Annotated in this window: 15 protein-coding genes, 1 pseudogene and 2 riboswitches; of the genes and pseudogenes, 3 read left to right on the top strand and 13 right to left on the bottom strand. The window is 49.9% G+C overall.

Going from position 1 to position 14,604, the window contains the following annotated elements; translation table 11 throughout:
* Positions 1 to 7 precede the first annotated feature (7 nt).
* From gcvPB to E2980_RS14115, 7 genes are all read right to left on the bottom strand, one after another.
* The gene (gene gcvPB, locus E2980_RS14140) at positions 8 to 1,465 is read right to left on the bottom strand and encodes an aminomethyl-transferring glycine dehydrogenase subunit GcvPB (RefSeq protein ID WP_135152832.1); all 1,458 of its coding nucleotides are present in this window, start codon (positions 1,463 to 1,465) and stop codon (positions 8 to 10) included.
* Positions 1,462 to 2,814, bottom strand: a complete 1,353-nt coding sequence (gene gcvPA / locus E2980_RS14135) for an aminomethyl-transferring glycine dehydrogenase subunit GcvPA (RefSeq protein WP_135152900.1) — start codon at positions 2,812 to 2,814, stop codon at positions 1,462 to 1,464. The genes gcvPB and gcvPA overlap by 4 nt, the downstream gene beginning before the upstream one ends.
* Positions 2,814 to 3,941, bottom strand: a complete 1,128-nt coding sequence (gene gcvT, locus E2980_RS14130) for a glycine cleavage system aminomethyltransferase GcvT (RefSeq protein ID WP_135152831.1) — start codon at positions 3,939 to 3,941, stop codon at positions 2,814 to 2,816. Before gcvT ends, gcvPA begins: the two co-directional genes overlap by 1 nt.
* A gap of 85 nt (positions 3,942 to 4,026) precedes the next feature.
* A riboswitch (glycine riboswitch) is annotated at positions 4,027 to 4,145 on the bottom strand.
* A riboswitch (glycine riboswitch) is annotated at positions 4,146 to 4,242 on the bottom strand.
* A 113-nt stretch (positions 4,243 to 4,355) separates the two neighbouring features.
* Complete coding sequence (locus E2980_RS25020) at positions 4,356 to 4,529, bottom strand: GNAT family N-acetyltransferase (protein WP_338080684.1); 174 nt, start codon at positions 4,527 to 4,529, stop codon at positions 4,356 to 4,358.
* 139 nt (positions 4,530 to 4,668) lie between these two features.
* Positions 4,669 to 5,622 (bottom strand): hypothetical protein, encoded by a 954-nt coding sequence (locus tag E2980_RS14125; RefSeq protein ID WP_135152830.1) that lies wholly within the window; start codon positions 5,620 to 5,622, stop codon positions 4,669 to 4,671.
* Entirely contained in the window at positions 5,615 to 6,337 is a 723-nt protein-coding gene (locus tag E2980_RS14120) for a SatD family protein (RefSeq protein WP_135152829.1), read from the bottom strand. Before E2980_RS14120 ends, E2980_RS14125 begins: the two co-directional genes overlap by 8 nt.
* Positions 6,338 to 6,518: 181 nt before the next feature.
* On the bottom strand, positions 6,519 to 6,734 hold the full coding sequence (locus tag E2980_RS14115) for a helix-turn-helix transcriptional regulator (RefSeq protein WP_135152828.1): 216 nt from the start codon (positions 6,732 to 6,734) through the stop codon (positions 6,519 to 6,521).
* Between the two features lie 82 nt (positions 6,735 to 6,816).
* Between E2980_RS14115 and E2980_RS14110 the strand changes: the two genes are divergently transcribed.
* On the top strand, positions 6,817 to 7,002 hold the full coding sequence (locus E2980_RS14110; protein ID WP_167747128.1) for an enolase C-terminal domain-like protein: 186 nt from the start codon (positions 6,817 to 6,819) through the stop codon (positions 7,000 to 7,002).
* A gap of 71 nt (positions 7,003 to 7,073) precedes the next feature.
* On the opposite strand, the pseudogene E2980_RS24945 reads toward E2980_RS14110, so the two are convergent.
* The 6 genes and pseudogenes from E2980_RS24945 to E2980_RS14080 form a co-directional block, all read right to left on the bottom strand.
* Positions 7,074 to 7,415, bottom strand: a pseudogene (locus E2980_RS24945) (winged helix-turn-helix domain-containing protein); the annotation flags it as partial.
* Entirely contained in the window at positions 7,312 to 8,979 is a 1,668-nt protein-coding gene (poxB, locus tag E2980_RS14100) for a ubiquinone-dependent pyruvate dehydrogenase (protein ID WP_135152825.1), read from the bottom strand. The pseudogene E2980_RS24945 and the gene poxB, both read right to left, overlap by 104 nt.
* A gap of 110 nt (positions 8,980 to 9,089) precedes the next feature.
* A complete protein-coding gene (locus tag E2980_RS14095) occupies positions 9,090 to 9,269 on the bottom strand; it encodes a hypothetical protein (RefSeq protein WP_135152824.1) in 180 nt (59 codons plus the stop codon).
* Positions 9,270 to 9,502: 233 nt separating this feature from the next.
* Entirely contained in the window at positions 9,503 to 9,817 is a 315-nt protein-coding gene (locus E2980_RS14090; protein ID WP_135152823.1) for an immunoglobulin-like domain-containing protein, read from the bottom strand.
* 37 nt (positions 9,818 to 9,854) lie between these two features.
* Positions 9,855 to 10,145, bottom strand: coding sequence for a hypothetical protein (locus tag E2980_RS14085; RefSeq protein ID WP_135152822.1), 291 nt, complete (start codon positions 10,143 to 10,145; stop codon positions 9,855 to 9,857).
* Between the two features lie 99 nt (positions 10,146 to 10,244).
* Complete coding sequence (locus E2980_RS14080; RefSeq protein ID WP_135152821.1) at positions 10,245 to 11,903, bottom strand: DUF4091 domain-containing protein; 1,659 nt, start codon at positions 11,901 to 11,903, stop codon at positions 10,245 to 10,247.
* Positions 11,904 to 12,084: 181 nt separating this feature from the next.
* Here E2980_RS14080 and E2980_RS14075 point away from each other — a divergent pair, with 181 nt between their 5' ends.
* Positions 12,085 to 12,786 carry an SGNH/GDSL hydrolase family protein gene (locus tag E2980_RS14075; RefSeq protein ID WP_167747126.1) on the top strand — a complete coding sequence of 234 codons (702 nt, stop codon included), beginning with the start codon at positions 12,085 to 12,087 and terminating at the stop codon, positions 12,784 to 12,786.
* A gap of 22 nt (positions 12,787 to 12,808) precedes the next feature.
* The gene (locus tag E2980_RS14070; RefSeq protein WP_135152819.1) at positions 12,809 to 14,074 is read left to right on the top strand and encodes an alpha-L-fucosidase; all 1,266 of its coding nucleotides are present in this window, start codon (positions 12,809 to 12,811) and stop codon (positions 14,072 to 14,074) included.
* Positions 14,075 to 14,604: the final 530 nt, after the last annotated feature.

The raw sequence follows: 14,604 nt of genomic DNA, 5'->3' as shown, positions 1-14,604 counted from the left end.
TTTACGATTAACCGCAAGAACAATAAAGCACCGGCTTGCGCGCTGCCGTCGTCTCGTCCAGCCGTTTGACGACGGTCGAATAAGGCGCGTTCAGGACTAGCTGCGGATCCGTCTCCGCTTCCTTGGCAATCTGGATCATCGTTTCAATGAAAGCATCGAGCGTGTCCTTGCTTTCGGTTTCCGTCGGTTCGATCATGATGCTTTCCTCGACGTTAAGCGGAAAATAGATGGTCGGCGGATGATAACCGAAGTCGAGCAGCCGCTTGGCTACGTCGAGCGTACGGACGCCATATGCCTTAAGCCGTTTTCCGGAAAGCACGAATTCATGCTTGCAGACGCCGGGATACGCCACTTCGTAATAGGGGGCGAGCCGGTGCATCATATAGTTGGCGTTCAGCACGGCGCATTCGGATACCCGGCGGAGACCTTCGGGTCCGTACGTACGAATGTACGCATAGGCGCGCACGAGAATGCCGAAGTTTCCGTAAAAGGCTTTGACGCGACCGATCGACTGCGGACGATCCGTGTCCCAATAGTACGTTCCGTCTTCCCGTCGGCTTACGATCGGTTTCGGCAGGAACGGGGTCAGCTTGCTCTTCACGCCAACCGGTCCGGCGCCCGGACCGCCGCCGCCATGCGGAGTGCTCATCGTCTTGTGCAGGTTAAGGTGGACGACGTCAAATCCCATGTCGCCTGGACGGGCGATGCCCATAATGGCATTCGAATTGGCACCGTCATAATAGAGCAGCCCTCCCGCATCATGCACGATCTTGGCGATCTCCACGATTTGCTCCTCGAACAAGCCGAGCGTGCTCGGATTCGTCAACATGAGAGCCGCGGTGTCGCTGCCGACCGCGGCGCGGAGCGCTTCAAGATCGACCATGCCGCGTTCGTTGGATTTAATGGTGATGGTATCGAACCCCGCCACAGTTGCGCTAGCCGGGTTCGTGCCGTGAGAAGAATCCGGTACAATCACTTTCATTCGCTTATCGCCGCGACTTTCGTGATACGCCCGAATGAGCATCAGACCCGTCCACTCGCCGTGCGCTCCGGCCGCCGGCTGCAACGTTACTTGATCCATGCCCGTTAGCGCGGCCAAATCGTTCTGGAGCGTATACAACAGCTCGAGCGCCCCCTGGATACTCTCTTCGGGCTGGTAAGGATGAATCTTGGCAAAGCCGGCAAATCGTGCCACGTCTTCATTAATCTTCGGATTGTATTTCATCGTACAGGAACCAAGCGGATAGAACCCGTTGTCGACGCCGAAGTTGCGGCGGGACAATTCCGTATAGTGGCGGATAACATCGACCTCGTACACTTCCGGAAGCTCGGCCGGCTTGCCGCGCAGCAGTCCGGAGGGAATGACGGAGGATGCCTCGATGTCGGGAACGTCGCATTCCGGCAAAGAGTACGCGACTCGTCCCGGCTTGCTCATTTCGAAGATCAACGCTTTTTCCGGTTTCATAGACAAGCCTCCATTTCGCGAATGAATCCTTCGATCTCTTCCTTCGTTCTGCGCTCGGTAACGGCCACGAGCATATGTCCCGCAAGCTCCGGATAGGCTGAGCCCAGATCATAACCCCCGATATATCCCGCCTTGAGCAGCTTGGCGCTTATTGAACTCACTTCTGCCCCCGAAGGCAGCTTCACTACGAACTCATTAAAGAACGGAGCGGTGAACGACAGCGATAAAGATCCGCTCTCTTGCACTTGCCCGGAAGCGTAATGGGATTTCTTCACGTTCAGCAACGCCGCTTCCTGCATACCCGCTTTGCCTAAGGTGGACATATATACCGAAGCGCATAGCGCCAGAAGCGCCTGGTTCGAGCAAATGTTGGAGGTCGCCTTCTCCCGGCGAATATGCTGCTCGCGCGCCTGCAGCGTCAGCACGAACCCGCGTTTGCCTTCCGAGTCGACCGTCTGCCCGACGATCCGGCCCGGAATTCGCCGCATTAACGGTTCCGACACCGCGAAGAAGCCGCAGGTCGGGCCGCCGAGCGATGCCGGAATGCCAAGCGGCTGCGCATCTCCTACGACGACGTCCGCGCCCAGCTCGCCGGGCGATTCGAGTATTCCGAGCGATAACGGGTTGACGCTCATGACCAGTAGCCCTTTACGCTTATGAATGAGCTGTTCAATGGGACGGATATCTTCTAAGCAGCCGAAGAAGTTAGGCGTCTGGACGAGCACCGCGGCCGTATCGTCGGTTATCGCCGCTTCCAGCTCATCGAGGTCGGTTACGCCGTTCGCATAGCCGACCTCCACGACCTCAAGTCCCAACCCGCGCGCCGAGGTGAGCAGTATTTCGCGGGCTTCCGGATGGACGGTGCGGGAGACGACGATCCGCTTGCGCTTCGTCGCCCCGCCGGCAAGCGCCGCGGCTTCCGCTAATGCGGTAGCGCCGTCGTACATGCTGGCGTTGGCAACCTTCATGCCGGTCAGCTCGCAAATATAGGACTGAAACTCGAAGATCGCCTGCAGCTCGCCTTGGCTGATCTCCGGCTGATAAGGCGTGTAGGCCGTATAAAATTCGGAACGGGATATGACGTGATTAATAACGACAGGGATGTGATGATCATAAATGCCCGCGCCTAAAAAGCTGGTGAAACGGTCGAAATCGGCGTTCCGGTCCGCAAGTCCGCGCATATGCTTCAGCAACGCCGGTTCGCTCAGCGCCCCGGACATCGGCATGATGCCGTCATAGCGAACCGATTGGGGAATATCCGCGAAGAGCTCTTCAACGGAATTCACTCCGACCGTCTTCAGCATCTCGGTTTCGTCCTGTTCCGTCATCGGCAAGTAGCGGTGCTTTATCATGGTTTAGCTCCTTCTCCCGTTGTTTGCGTTTTTTTGTAAAAAGGGGCTTTGATGACTACGGCCCTCAGCTGTTTGCCGCGAATTTCCACTTCAACTTCCGTGCCCAACTCAGCATAAGCGGTCTCCAATAATGCCAGTCCCAGATTTCGTTTCAACGTTGGCGATTGCGTTCCCGTTGTCACCTCGCCGATCTGGCGGCCATCGGCGAATACCGGATAATGGGATCTCGGAATACCTCGGTCCAGCAATTCAATTCCGACCAGCTTGCGAGGCAGCCCTTCTTCTTTCTGCCTCTCCAGCGCTTCCCGACCGATGAAACCACCGTCTTTACCCAGCTTTACGAACATGCCAAGTCCCGCTTCCAGCGGCGTAATATCCTTGGACAGCTCCTGACCGTACAAGGGAAGCTTAGCCTCGAAGCGGAGAGTATCCCGCGCGCCCAATCCTGTCGGAATGAGGCCGTCCGCTTCGCCTGCCCTCAACAATTCCCGCCACACATGCGGCGCGTCCCCGGAGTCGAGGTATAATTCGAAGCCATCCTCTCCCGTATAACCTGTTCGCGAGACAAGCGCCTTGCGTCCGCATACCTCCGCTTGATGAAGGAAATGAAACGGAGCGAGCTTTCCGATCTGCTCCGCCGTGACGCGGGCTAGAATCCGTGCGGCCATCGGCCCTTGGAGCGCAAGCAGCGCAGTCTGTTCGGAACGGTTCTCCAAGACGACGTCCCCGATCAGGTTCTCGCTCAGCCAAGCGAAATCCTTGTCGATATTCGAGGCGTTGACCACGAGCAGGTACTGGTCTTGGGACAGCTTGTAGACGAGCAGATCGTCGACAACGCCTCCGTTCGGATAACACATGAGCGTATACTGAGCCTGGCCCGCCGAGAGACGGGACACATCGTTCGTCGTCATCCGCTGCAAGAAGGTTTCCGCATATTGTCCGGTCACCCAGAACTCGCCCATGTGGGAAACATCGAACAGTCCCGCCTGTTTACGAACCGCATCATGCTCTTGCAGAATGCCATGGAACTGGACCGGCAGCTCCCAACCCCCGAAATCAATGCATCGGACGGCGGGATAGCCCGCATACAAGGGAAACAGCGAAGTCCGTCGCAATTCACTCATTCCATCACCTCTTCTACAGTCTATTCACATCAAAAAGGACAGCCAAAAGGAACTGCACGCACTTCGCCATAAGCGCAGCATGCTTTCCTTCCGTTCTGTCCTTTGTACCTGAGAGTTACCTCGCCTTCGTCTCCATGGCTTCATGGAAACGACACGCAAGTTTCCCCTTGGGTGATCCCGTTGCCGGGATTCTCTCCAGAATTGCGTCCGATAGCGGTCCTTTTGCCTGAGAGATTCACCCGTATGGGCTTACTCCTTCGGCGTTACCTCTCGAACCGGTAATCTCTCCCACTACCATCATCCGCGTATGTAGTTATCTTATTGCCTATCCTTGGTTTCATTATAACGGCCCAACCCTATTGCATGTCAACAAATATATCATTAATGATTTACCATGTTAGATAATATTACATCTCAGTATCTGACTCCAATCCCTCGCGACCGATAATCAGGATCCGTGTAGACATTGGTCATATAGGCAAAAGGATACGTAACGCGCCCTGGCCTTGGTACCTTATCGATCAATTGAATGTATATGCGCGAAGCAATAACTCCATTCGTTTCCGCAACCCGTATGCCACCGATCACCTTTTATGGCTTGAATAAGGAAGGCTCCGCATTCCGTGGCGAATTGCTGGTAATCGCCCTTATTTTCCGGTTGATGCTCCAAAGTGAATTCCCATCGCATCAATGTCCTCTTCCCTTGCCAGTCTTATATTCATGAAGTCTAATGGTAGATCCATGTTGCATCCGATAGTAGCCGTTGTAGTAAAAACCCACACATCATCGCGATGATTAAACTTAACAACGTTCCGATTAAATAGTATTCCGCAAATGCTTTATTTTCGAATAATTTGAATCTGGCCAGCGTTTTCATAGCACCCAATAAGAGTAATCCCTGATAGATTTCGTAAAACACAAAAACGCAGATCAAGATTCTTTCTAATATACCAATGTATTTTCCCTTTGATGAGTCATCCTCAGTCTGCTGAATTTGATACTGAATTTTTATCGATTCCGTTGTCTTCTTCTGAGGCCCCGCTTCATTTTGTTCCAAGATAACTTCAGTTTGTTCTTCAACGGACATATCTGTAAGCATGCTATTCTTAAAGTTTTGCTTCTTAGTCTTGATATCCTCACTTATTGACTCCAAGGCTGCAGCGGTCTCATTCTGACTTAATGCAACCGGGTTTCCGTACTTATATAAAAATGTTGTGACTATATCTGAAGCAACATATGTTATAAATACCAGAATTAGAAAAATCACCGGAACGATTAAATCTGCTTCAACATGCAAATTTGCCGAAAATAACAATGTATGAATTTGATCCAAAACAAACCTAGGGTTACCCGTTCGGCCAACCAATAAAAGAATGAAGTAAACTATGGATAGTTGGATTGCCTGATACAATAAGAAATGCGACATTTTCTCTCTTAAAAGGGGCCGCAAAGTAATGTTTACTAAATACTGAGCTCCAAAAATAAGGAATGCCGCTAAAACGAGATAGAAATCTCCGCAATTAAATACATAAGATAATACAACTACACACAAAAATGATAGCATCCCATTAACTACCCAGGGGCGGTCAAGCCAAGCTATTTTATTGAATCTAATAGGCTCCCTCAAATACCCGTTTATCAGAAAGTAAGCGATAAGAAATAAAAGTAAAGGTTTAATCACGACTGATATCCTCATTTGACTGAATTTGTTTTTGAAAATAATTTAAGAGCTTAATTAAGCTTTTTTCTGCATTGGAAACGAGATTGAAGTCTGCGCGAGCAAGTATTTTACTTACGTTTGTCGATGGAAACTTGTCATAACCAAGACGTTCTCCGATTTCCCCATACTTATTGGAATCCGCTAGGTTTTCAACAGCTTCTACTACCTCTTTTTGCTTTTCCGTACGCTTAAGCACGCGCTCGAACAGAAAATATAAATGAGAGTTTAATGCTTCATAAGGCAAATCACCGGAAGAGTAGAAATAAAACTTAAACGTCTTTTGGATCTGAACTCCTTTATGTGTTCCGTTTTTCTCTTTCTTTAGCATGCTTAATGCATCTGCCGCATCCCATATAGCCGGTCCGTTAACTTCGTGAGGATTGGTTATATCTCTGTTGGTAATGAAGCCTAAGCCTAGTCCAACGTATAAAGGTACATTTAACTCATCCGAAAGTCGCAGCATCTCCTTTAACGCCCTGTAACTATCGGAAAACTTTCTTAAAATGCCGAATATCTCGTCTCCGCTTCGGACAGTAAAATCTGTTAATAGTCCTTCCTTAAATGTTTCATTAAGCATACTTACCATTTTTTTTAATTCTTCTTTCTTATCCGCTTTTCTCGACGCTATAACATCCGCGATGATACAAATTCCCAATATTCGATCGTCTTCCAACATAGATGTCCCCTCCGTACCCGATTTCCGGCATTTCTTCAAATATACCGGATTTTCCGGTACTTTTTCATATATACCGGGTTTTCCGGTACTCTTCCGTATGTACCGGTTTTTCCGGAATTTTCTTTAGTATACCGGATTTTCTAGCATGATACCCCTAATTAATTTTGAGCAAAGGGGTTGCTTATCCCCTATATGCGGATGGGCTGACCCCCGTTACCTTCTTGAACACATTGCAGAAGTAATTCTGATCCTCGTAACCGACCATCTGAGAGATTCTCGCGATTTTCAGCGTCGTTGTTCGGAGCTGCTCCTTGGCGCGATCTATTCGAACCCGCGTTATATAATCGTTGAAGCAGATACCGAGAGCGGTCTGACGTTCTGCACGGCGAACCCGCATAATCCGCTCGGACCGATATCGCTGGCTTCCTGCCTGCAGCTCGATGCGTGCACGCCTAAGAGCATCCTTCCATGGCGGAGGGATGAGATTTGGGAGAAGGTTACCTCTTCAGAAGCCGTTTCGGATTCAAGACGGGTACATCGCCGTTCCGGAAGGTCCCGGCCTAGGAATCGAAGTGAACGAGGAAGCGTTAATCGAACGGAGCTATCAGGGAGATTGGGATACCCCCCGTCTATCCTACGTGGACGGTTCGTTCGCGGAGTGGTAGAGGCACCCGATTCCCTATATTTGTTTCAGCTGCTGGTTCTCTACGACCTGAGGCAAGTGAAGCGGCGTTACTTATACCTTGAATCGGTAGCCCGCTCCCCAAATCGTATCGATATATTGGGAATTCGATGGATCGATCTCGATCTTCTCCCTGATCTTGCGGATGTGAACCGTGACGGTAGCGATGTCGCCTAGCGAGTCCATCCCCCATAATTGCTCGAACAGTTGATCTTTGCTGAACACCCGGTTGGGATTCGAAGCCAGGTAAGTGAGCAGGTCGAATTCCTTCGTCGTGAAAGCTACCTCTTTGTCATTCACGAATACCCGGCGGGATGCCTTGTCGATGAGGAGACCGCGGATGCGGATCTCTTCTTTCTTCTGGCCGCCTCCAGACAAGCGCTCGTACCGGGCCAGGCGGTCCATCATGTTTAAAAGCGCGTCTCACAGCATCTTCAAGGTCGCCCGGATCCTCTACCCGAATACCTTCTATTCCCATTGCTTGCGCCACGGTTGCAAAGTTTGGATTATCAAGCTCCGTTCCTATCTCTAAGTATCCAGCTGCTTTCATTTCCAATTCCACAAAGCTCAGCGCACCGTTATTAAACACCACGACTTTGATCGGTAACCTATGCTGTCTAAGAGTTAATAGATCGCCCATTAACATCGTGAGACCTCCATCCCCGGATAAGGAGATGACCTGCCGGCCCGGTTTCGCAATCTGTGCTCCAATGGCCTGAGGCAGAGCGTTTGCCATCGTACCGTGATTAAAAGAACCTAATAGTCTTCTCTTTCCGTTCATGCGCAAATACCGGGCAGCCCACAGCGTCGGCGTTCCGACGTCGCAGGTCATTACGGCGTCCTCGCTCGCCAAGTCGCTAACGACCTTCGTCAGGTACTGGGGATGAATGGGCTTGCGGCCTGCCGTCGCGAGCTCGTCCAATTCCTGACGGACTTTGGCGAAGTGGGAAACATGCTGCTCCAAATGGCCGGTGTCATGCGGCTCCATTAAATAAGGAAGCAGCGCTTCGACCGTCTCTTTCACATCCCCGCATAGCCCGTAAGTAAGGGGGGTTCGGCGGCCGAGATGTTCAGGCTTAATGTCTACCTGAAGAACGATCGCGTCTTTCGGATAGAACTGTCTATACGGGAAGTCGGTGCCAAGCATGAATAGTACGTCACATTCCATCATGGCGTGGTATCCGGACGAATAGCCAATGAGACCCGTTAATCCTACGTTGTAAGGGTTGTCGTACTCTAGGTACTCTTTGCCTCGGAGAGCTATAACCATTGGCGATTTGAGTTTATCGCAAAGCTGCATAAGCTGCGAATGAGCACCCGCACAACCGGCACCGCACAATAAAGTGATGCGCTTGGCTTTGTTCAGGTATTCGGCCAGCCGCTTCAACTCCGTTTCGGAAGGGCGGATGACCGGGCTCGTGACATGGAGGACTTGCTCTGGCACGGGACTACTATCGAGTTCAAAAGCCGCGACATCCCCTGGAAGCACCAATACGGATACTCCTGACCGCGAAATGGCAGTTTGCATGGCTATCGTGATCGATCGAGGCATTTGCCGCGGGCCCGTCACAACCTCGCAGTAGTAGCTGCAATCCTTAAATAAGTGATCCGGGCGAGTTTCCTGAAAAAAATCGCCTCCGATTTCGTTACTCGGGATATGAGCGGCTATCGCGAGTACGGGGACCCGGTTACGATGACAATCATACAATCCGTTAATGAGATGCAGATTACCGGGCCCGCTGCTTCCTGCACATACGGCAATGGTGCCGCTCACGTCGGCATCCGCACCGGCTGCGAACGCAGCAACCTCTTCATGGCGAACGTGGATCCACTCGATTTTTTCGGAACGGCGGATGGCGTCGAGGATGGCATTGAGCGAATCGCCGATGATCCCATAAACTCTTGTTACGCCTGCATTCAATAATGTCTCAATGATTGAATCCGCAATCGTTCTCTTCATTTTTTCTCCCCATTTTCCAATTTTTTTATATGTTCACCTCTTCCCAATGGACTTATTCAGAAACATTTTCAAGCCCGACCTCGGAAGGTCGGGCTCTGTCTAGCGTATATTCATTCGGATTCGGCATCCATATCTACCGCTGCTTCAAATACATTTTCATCGGAAACGCGAGTTATTCCTTCTTGTTGTTGAATCTGGTTTTCCATTTGTTTATACCAAACTTCAAATGACTGATCCAGCTGCCGTTCTCGATTGCGGTCTTCATTTACGTCGGAATCCATTTCGCTCACGGGCTTTTTCCTCTCCTTGCGCGGGGAATGATCTTTATGGTTTCCATGGCAATCGAAAATTATTCCAGAAGAACAATTGCCCTATTTCGGTTTAACCCGTAATCTCAAACGTGTCGGAAAGCGAGGTGCTGCTTCCCGATTCAGCCACTTCGACGCCTTTTGAAATCCTATACTTACCGGGCTCCAATTTGTCGATAGTGATTTCTTGAGTAAAATCCTGTTCCGGAGACGCGCTATAGCCCTGCAATGTCCAGCTCCAATCGTTGTTGAATTGGTACCCATGCTCCATTATCTTCTTTCTCTATCAGGTACATGACTCCGAAGGATAAATTCATTGGCCCAAGATCTGATACGGTCAATACAACGGTTTCATCCGATGAATATACTTCTTTATCTGTCGTCAGCGTCGCATTTATCGTATCGCTTGGCACATAGACGATGCTCATTATGGAATCAGAAACTGTACCATCGGTCTCAATCAGCTCAGTTCTTAATGTATACAAAACATTCTTCTTCTGGGGCAAAAGCAAGCCTAATCTGGTAGGCATTTTTTTCCTGACTTCTTCCTTGCTCCTCATTTCCTTCTCATAAGTTTGCGTATTTAGACAAGCCTACATAAACCGGGCCATATTCTACGTGCTGAGGCAAAAAGGCAACAAGTTGTTTCCCCGAGTGTGCCGGATACCCCGTTTTCTCATAGATTTCTTGCGGGGTCCATTTCAAAATGTTTCTCCCATTAATTAGCTTTCCGTATTCTACTCCTGATTCATTCCGTGCTTGTGCGGCTATTTCAATATCATTCGAATGAAAAGGTTGCTGCTGATCACAGCCCACAATTAAGAAGGTTAAGATTATTGACGCTAACGCTTTTTTCATTTGTTGTATATCCCTACAGTCAATGTTAGTTTTGCTTGATGTGAAGACGTGGAATCGGTGCAAAATGTTGCGTGGTAAAATGTGCATGCAGCTGTTAAATTAACCCAATCGAACATGTTCGGAAATGGTCCGGTTAATCCGTTCCCGCTTGGACAATAGCCACTCCGAATCGTCCGGATACTCGGTAAAGGTCAGCGGCTGAGGCAAATCCTCTTCCAACAGCTCTAGCGTCTTTTCCTTTCCGATTAGGCTTTCCAGCAGCTGCAGCGCCCTTAAGTCCTGCAACGCCTCGTAAAATACTTCTAAACGGATCGACTCAATAGGACCTTTCTCTCCAGGGTAAACAAGGAATGCGTCGCCCGAAGGAAAAGCATGACCGGCGTCCGTTACCCGATACGGATCGATCACCTTCCGCGAAAGCTGCGAAAACCAAAAGTTGTAGCCCCAATGCAAAAAACCGGCAATATCGAATTTGTACAACTGCATCCCGATGATGCGGTTGCGCGCCGAAGGAAAACAAAAAAAGCGGTTGGATACCTTCTTGTATTGCCCGCAGCAGTAGTACGTCCATAAATTTTCAACACCGTTATCCATAAATGCCGTTAAGTGATCGTTTGCGGGAATCGGATTCTTTACAAGTCCTTGTTCATAAAAGTCATAGTCGGATAGAGCGTCGATAATCGGAAATTGCGGCAAATGTTCATTTACGATCCGGCTTGCCCTCTTGTACGACTCCAGGCTATTAAGATTCGGTTCGTCCGATACGTGAAAATAGCAACGCCGCTCCAATCCGTGCAGATTAATATAGTCCTTCAACGCCGGAAGAAATTGCGACAGAAAGCCCCGGTACGCTTCTCCCCCGGCATCCGTCTCCCAGCCGAAGATCTGCCGATTTTCCCCATCTACTTCCGCGATGATTTTCGGAGCGTGTTTAGCCCCCCACTGGGTAAAGAAATGCGACATTTCCAAATACTCGATTCCTCTCCGGTCGCACATCTCCACCCACCGGGTCAATCGGTCGAATCCGAATCGATAGATTTCCCCCGTCTTCACCACGTCCACCAGTTGAACCGTTGGCCGTTCCCCTCCTACCTCCGTATCAAGCGGCGGAGTGAAAAGCGGAGTGAGCAGCATGTTCATCCCGTGTTGCGCAGCGGTCCGAACGTACCGGTCGATCATGTCCCAATGTTCCTCGCTGAACACCTTATACCCGTAATGAACGGCAAGGCAATCCGCATGAAACCATTCCGTATGTATCAATCGCTGTTTCGGTAAAGTCGCAGGGACGATTTCCAGTTCAAAATATTGTTCGGAGAGAATCTCTCCGGCTGCTGTTTCAAACCGAATTTGAATCCGGTGAATGCCTGCCTGCGCTTGGTCGCGAATTTCCGCCGTCAGCCAGATCGCCCGCCATTGTCCTGGCAGAACAGTGACTCCTTCCCTGTCATCAACCGGATATAAAGGATCGGGAAACAACCCTGGCTCGGCACGAAGAATGGATGAGTCATGGTCTGCGTATATCGGCATTTCGGAAGGAACAAGTCCAACCGTCCGCACGGACATGGCCTCCGACAAGTCGGATTCGATACGCACCCGCACTTCCTTCAACAGATGATTCGCTCGAAAAGCTACCTGAAAAGAAAAGGTTTCGTTCCGCATGGCCGATGCCTTGATCGTTGGCGCGTCGGTCAGTTCCCGGTCGGCGAACACTTTAACCAACGAACTAAGGCACCTGGATTCAAATCGAATATCGCTCATGGCTCATACTCTCCTTCTTTATCTTCTATTTCCGCTTGCTCCTTCCATCATAATAACGGCAATCCCTTTGTAACAGTATTAAGATTTTTACATGCTTCCGTTCTGTTTACTTCTTTGGCTAAAACGCTTCATCGGATCTATCTCGCAAGGTACACTGGGATGGAGAAAACGGAGGATTGCCATGGATAAAATGTTATTCCCTATGGAACGACCAGGACTTGGCGAAGGATCGTTGTCGACTTTGGAACGGAGAGTTCAGTTGGATTTGCACAATGAAGCCATTTTGTCCCATCAAGAGAACATCGACATCGTATTTATCGGCGATTCTATCACTCATTTCTGGAACTTGCAGTCTTATTTCGGTTCATCGGGACAGCGTATCGAAAATCGGGGAATGGGATGGGATATGACCGGGTTTACACTCCAGCGATTTAATGCGGATGTTATACAGCTGAAGCCGAAATATGTCATTATCATGATCGGCATCAACAATACTTGGGCACTTGAATCGGAACATCCGCAGGACAACAAAACGGCGGATCAAATCGAGCGGGAATTTGCCGGAGATCTTCAGGCCATGATTCAGCGGTCGCTTCATGCTGTCGTTCAACCGATCGTTTGTTCCTTAATCCCGACATGTAACGAGACTCCTTCCACGCATTCTAGAAACCGGCTTATTCGGGCTCTTAACGAACGTCTTCAAAGGTTGTCCGCGGAATACGGAATCATCTACATCGATTATCACACTGCCATGTGCGAGCTCGATGGACTGACATTAAACAAACAACTGACTTACGACGGCATCCACCCGGATGTTTACGGTTACGGCGTGATGGCTGAAGCTCTCCGAAATACGGTTATGAAATACGGGATTCGGTTGTAAATAAAGTTAACGAGGTGACAGTATGAAGGAGCACGCAAAGCGCACGGAATGGTTTCTGCACGATAGGTTCGGAATGTTCATCCACTGGGGTCTCTATGCCATACCGGCACGGGGCGAATGGGTAAGAAGCTACGAATATATGAGCAACGAAGCGTACCAACCGTATTTCGACGAGTTCGATCCGGTTCGTTACGATCCGAAAGAATGGGCCCGCGCCGCGAAGCAAGCCGGGATGAAATACGCGGTACTAACGGCCAAGCATCATGACGGATTTTGTTTGTTCGACAGTAAGCTGACCGAGTATAAAGCCACCAACACACGAGCTAAACGGGACTTGATTAAGGAATATGTCGAGGCGTTTCGCGCGGAAGGCCTGAAAGTCGGCTTGTATTATTCCCTCATCGACTGGCATCACCCCGACTATCCGGCCGTCGGAAACCATCCTATGAGAAACAATGATGATTACAAGAACAAGGAAATCGACTTCGACCAATATTTGGACTATATGCATGGACAAGTCAAGGAGCTGCTAACGAATTATGGAACGATCGACGTCATGTGGTTCGATTACTCCTTTGACGATATGACCGGCGAGAAATGGAGATCGACCGAGCTCGTCAACATGATCCGCTCGATTCAGCCGGATATTCTGATCGATAACCGGCTTGGAGGAAACATTAAATCTCCGAACCCGGAAATATTCGCCGGCGACTTCGCTTCGCCGGAGCAGATCATTCCCCCGCAAGGCGTTACGGACGAGGCGGGAAACTCCATTTCGTGGGAGGCATGCATCACTCTTAACAATACTTGGGGCTACAGCGCCATGGACAAAGATTATAAGTCTGCCCAGCAAGTCATCCGCGTGCTTGTCGAATGCGTCAGCAAAAACGGAAATCTCCTGCTTAACGTCGGTCCCGACGCCAAAGGAGAAATTCCGAAGGAGTCCCTCGCGATTCTGGCCGAGGTTGGCGAATGGATGCGGCGTAACGCCGACAGCATTGTCGGCTGCAGCTCATCGGGGCTGCCTAAACCGGAATGGGGCCGTTTTACCCGAAACGGCAACAAGCTTTACGCCCATATTCTCGACCGGGGAATCGGATCGGTGAACGTTAACGGCATGAAACCTAAGGTAAAGAAGGCCCGTCTACTCTCCGACAACTCTGAAATCAGCATAGAAACCCCTTGGATGGGATTTCATGCCCATCAAGACGATCTATTTATCAACCTCGCCTCCAACAAGCTGCCGGATGAACGCGACACGGTCGTCGAGCTTGAATTGCAGGAATAAAGAAAGGGGCTGTTTCAAAAGTAGAAACTTTTGAGACAGCCTGCTTCACTCATAAATCAACTTCACGCACGCAATTAATAAACCTACGCAAACTACGGCGCCTCAAACTAGCCCCTAGTACGCAATTAGTTCGACCTACGCAAACTACAGCGCCTCAAACCCGCTCCCCGCACGCAATTAGTTCGACCTACGCTGCAAACTACAGCGCCTCAAACCCGCTCCCCGCACGCAATTAGTTCGACCTACGCAAACTACAGCGCCTCAAACCCGCTCCCCGCACGCAATTAGTTCGACCTACGCAAACTACAGCGCCTCAAACCCGCTCCCCGCACGCAATTAGTTCGACCTACGTAAACTACGGCGCTTCAAACCCGCTCCCCGCACGCAATTAGTTCGACCTACGCCACTAGACATGCGTAAAACCTAACATGAATAAAATTAAATCTATAAATTACTATTTATGTAAAATTATGATGAAATATCTCTGGTGAATCAACATAAAAACTCCTATTGTAAAGGTGTAGGCGTGT

The sequence above is a fragment of the Cohnella luojiensis genome (assembly GCF_004564235.1).
GTDB lineage: Bacteria > Bacillota > Bacilli > Paenibacillales > Paenibacillaceae > Cohnella > Cohnella luojiensis.
This window is presented reverse-complemented; position numbering and strand designations above follow the sequence as displayed.

What these genes read in the sequence shown, in the direction of transcription:
- E2980_RS14070 (WP_135152819.1), top strand. Translation starts at nt 12,809, where the DNA reads ATGAAGGAGCACGCAAAGCGCACGGAATGGTTTCTGCACGATAGGTTC.
- poxB (WP_135152825.1), bottom strand. Translation starts at nt 8,979, where the DNA reads ATGAAGAGAACGATTGCGGATTCAATCATTGAGACATTATTGAATGCA.
- E2980_RS14080 (WP_135152821.1), bottom strand. Translation starts at nt 11,903, where the DNA reads ATGAGCGATATTCGATTTGAATCCAGGTGCCTTAGTTCGTTGGTTAAA.
- E2980_RS14090 (WP_135152823.1), bottom strand. Translation starts at nt 9,817, where the DNA reads ATGCCTACCAGATTAGGCTTGCTTTTGCCCCAGAAGAAGAATGTTTTG.
- E2980_RS14115 (WP_135152828.1), bottom strand. Translation starts at nt 6,734, where the DNA reads ATGCGGGTTCGCCGTGCAGAACGTCAGACCGCTCTCGGTATCTGCTTC.
- E2980_RS14120 (WP_135152829.1), bottom strand. Translation starts at nt 6,337, where the DNA reads ATGTTGGAAGACGATCGAATATTGGGAATTTGTATCATCGCGGATGTT.
- E2980_RS14110 (WP_167747128.1), top strand. Translation starts at nt 6,817, where the DNA reads ATGAGATTTGGGAGAAGGTTACCTCTTCAGAAGCCGTTTCGGATTCAA.
- gcvPB (WP_135152832.1), bottom strand. Translation starts at nt 1,465, where the DNA reads ATGAAACCGGAAAAAGCGTTGATCTTCGAAATGAGCAAGCCGGGACGA.
- E2980_RS14085 (WP_135152822.1), bottom strand. Translation starts at nt 10,145, where the DNA reads ATGAAAAAAGCGTTAGCGTCAATAATCTTAACCTTCTTAATTGTGGGC.
- E2980_RS14075 (WP_167747126.1), top strand. Translation starts at nt 12,085, where the DNA reads ATGGATAAAATGTTATTCCCTATGGAACGACCAGGACTTGGCGAAGGA.
- gcvT (WP_135152831.1), bottom strand. Translation starts at nt 3,941, where the DNA reads ATGAGTGAATTGCGACGGACTTCGCTGTTTCCCTTGTATGCGGGCTAT.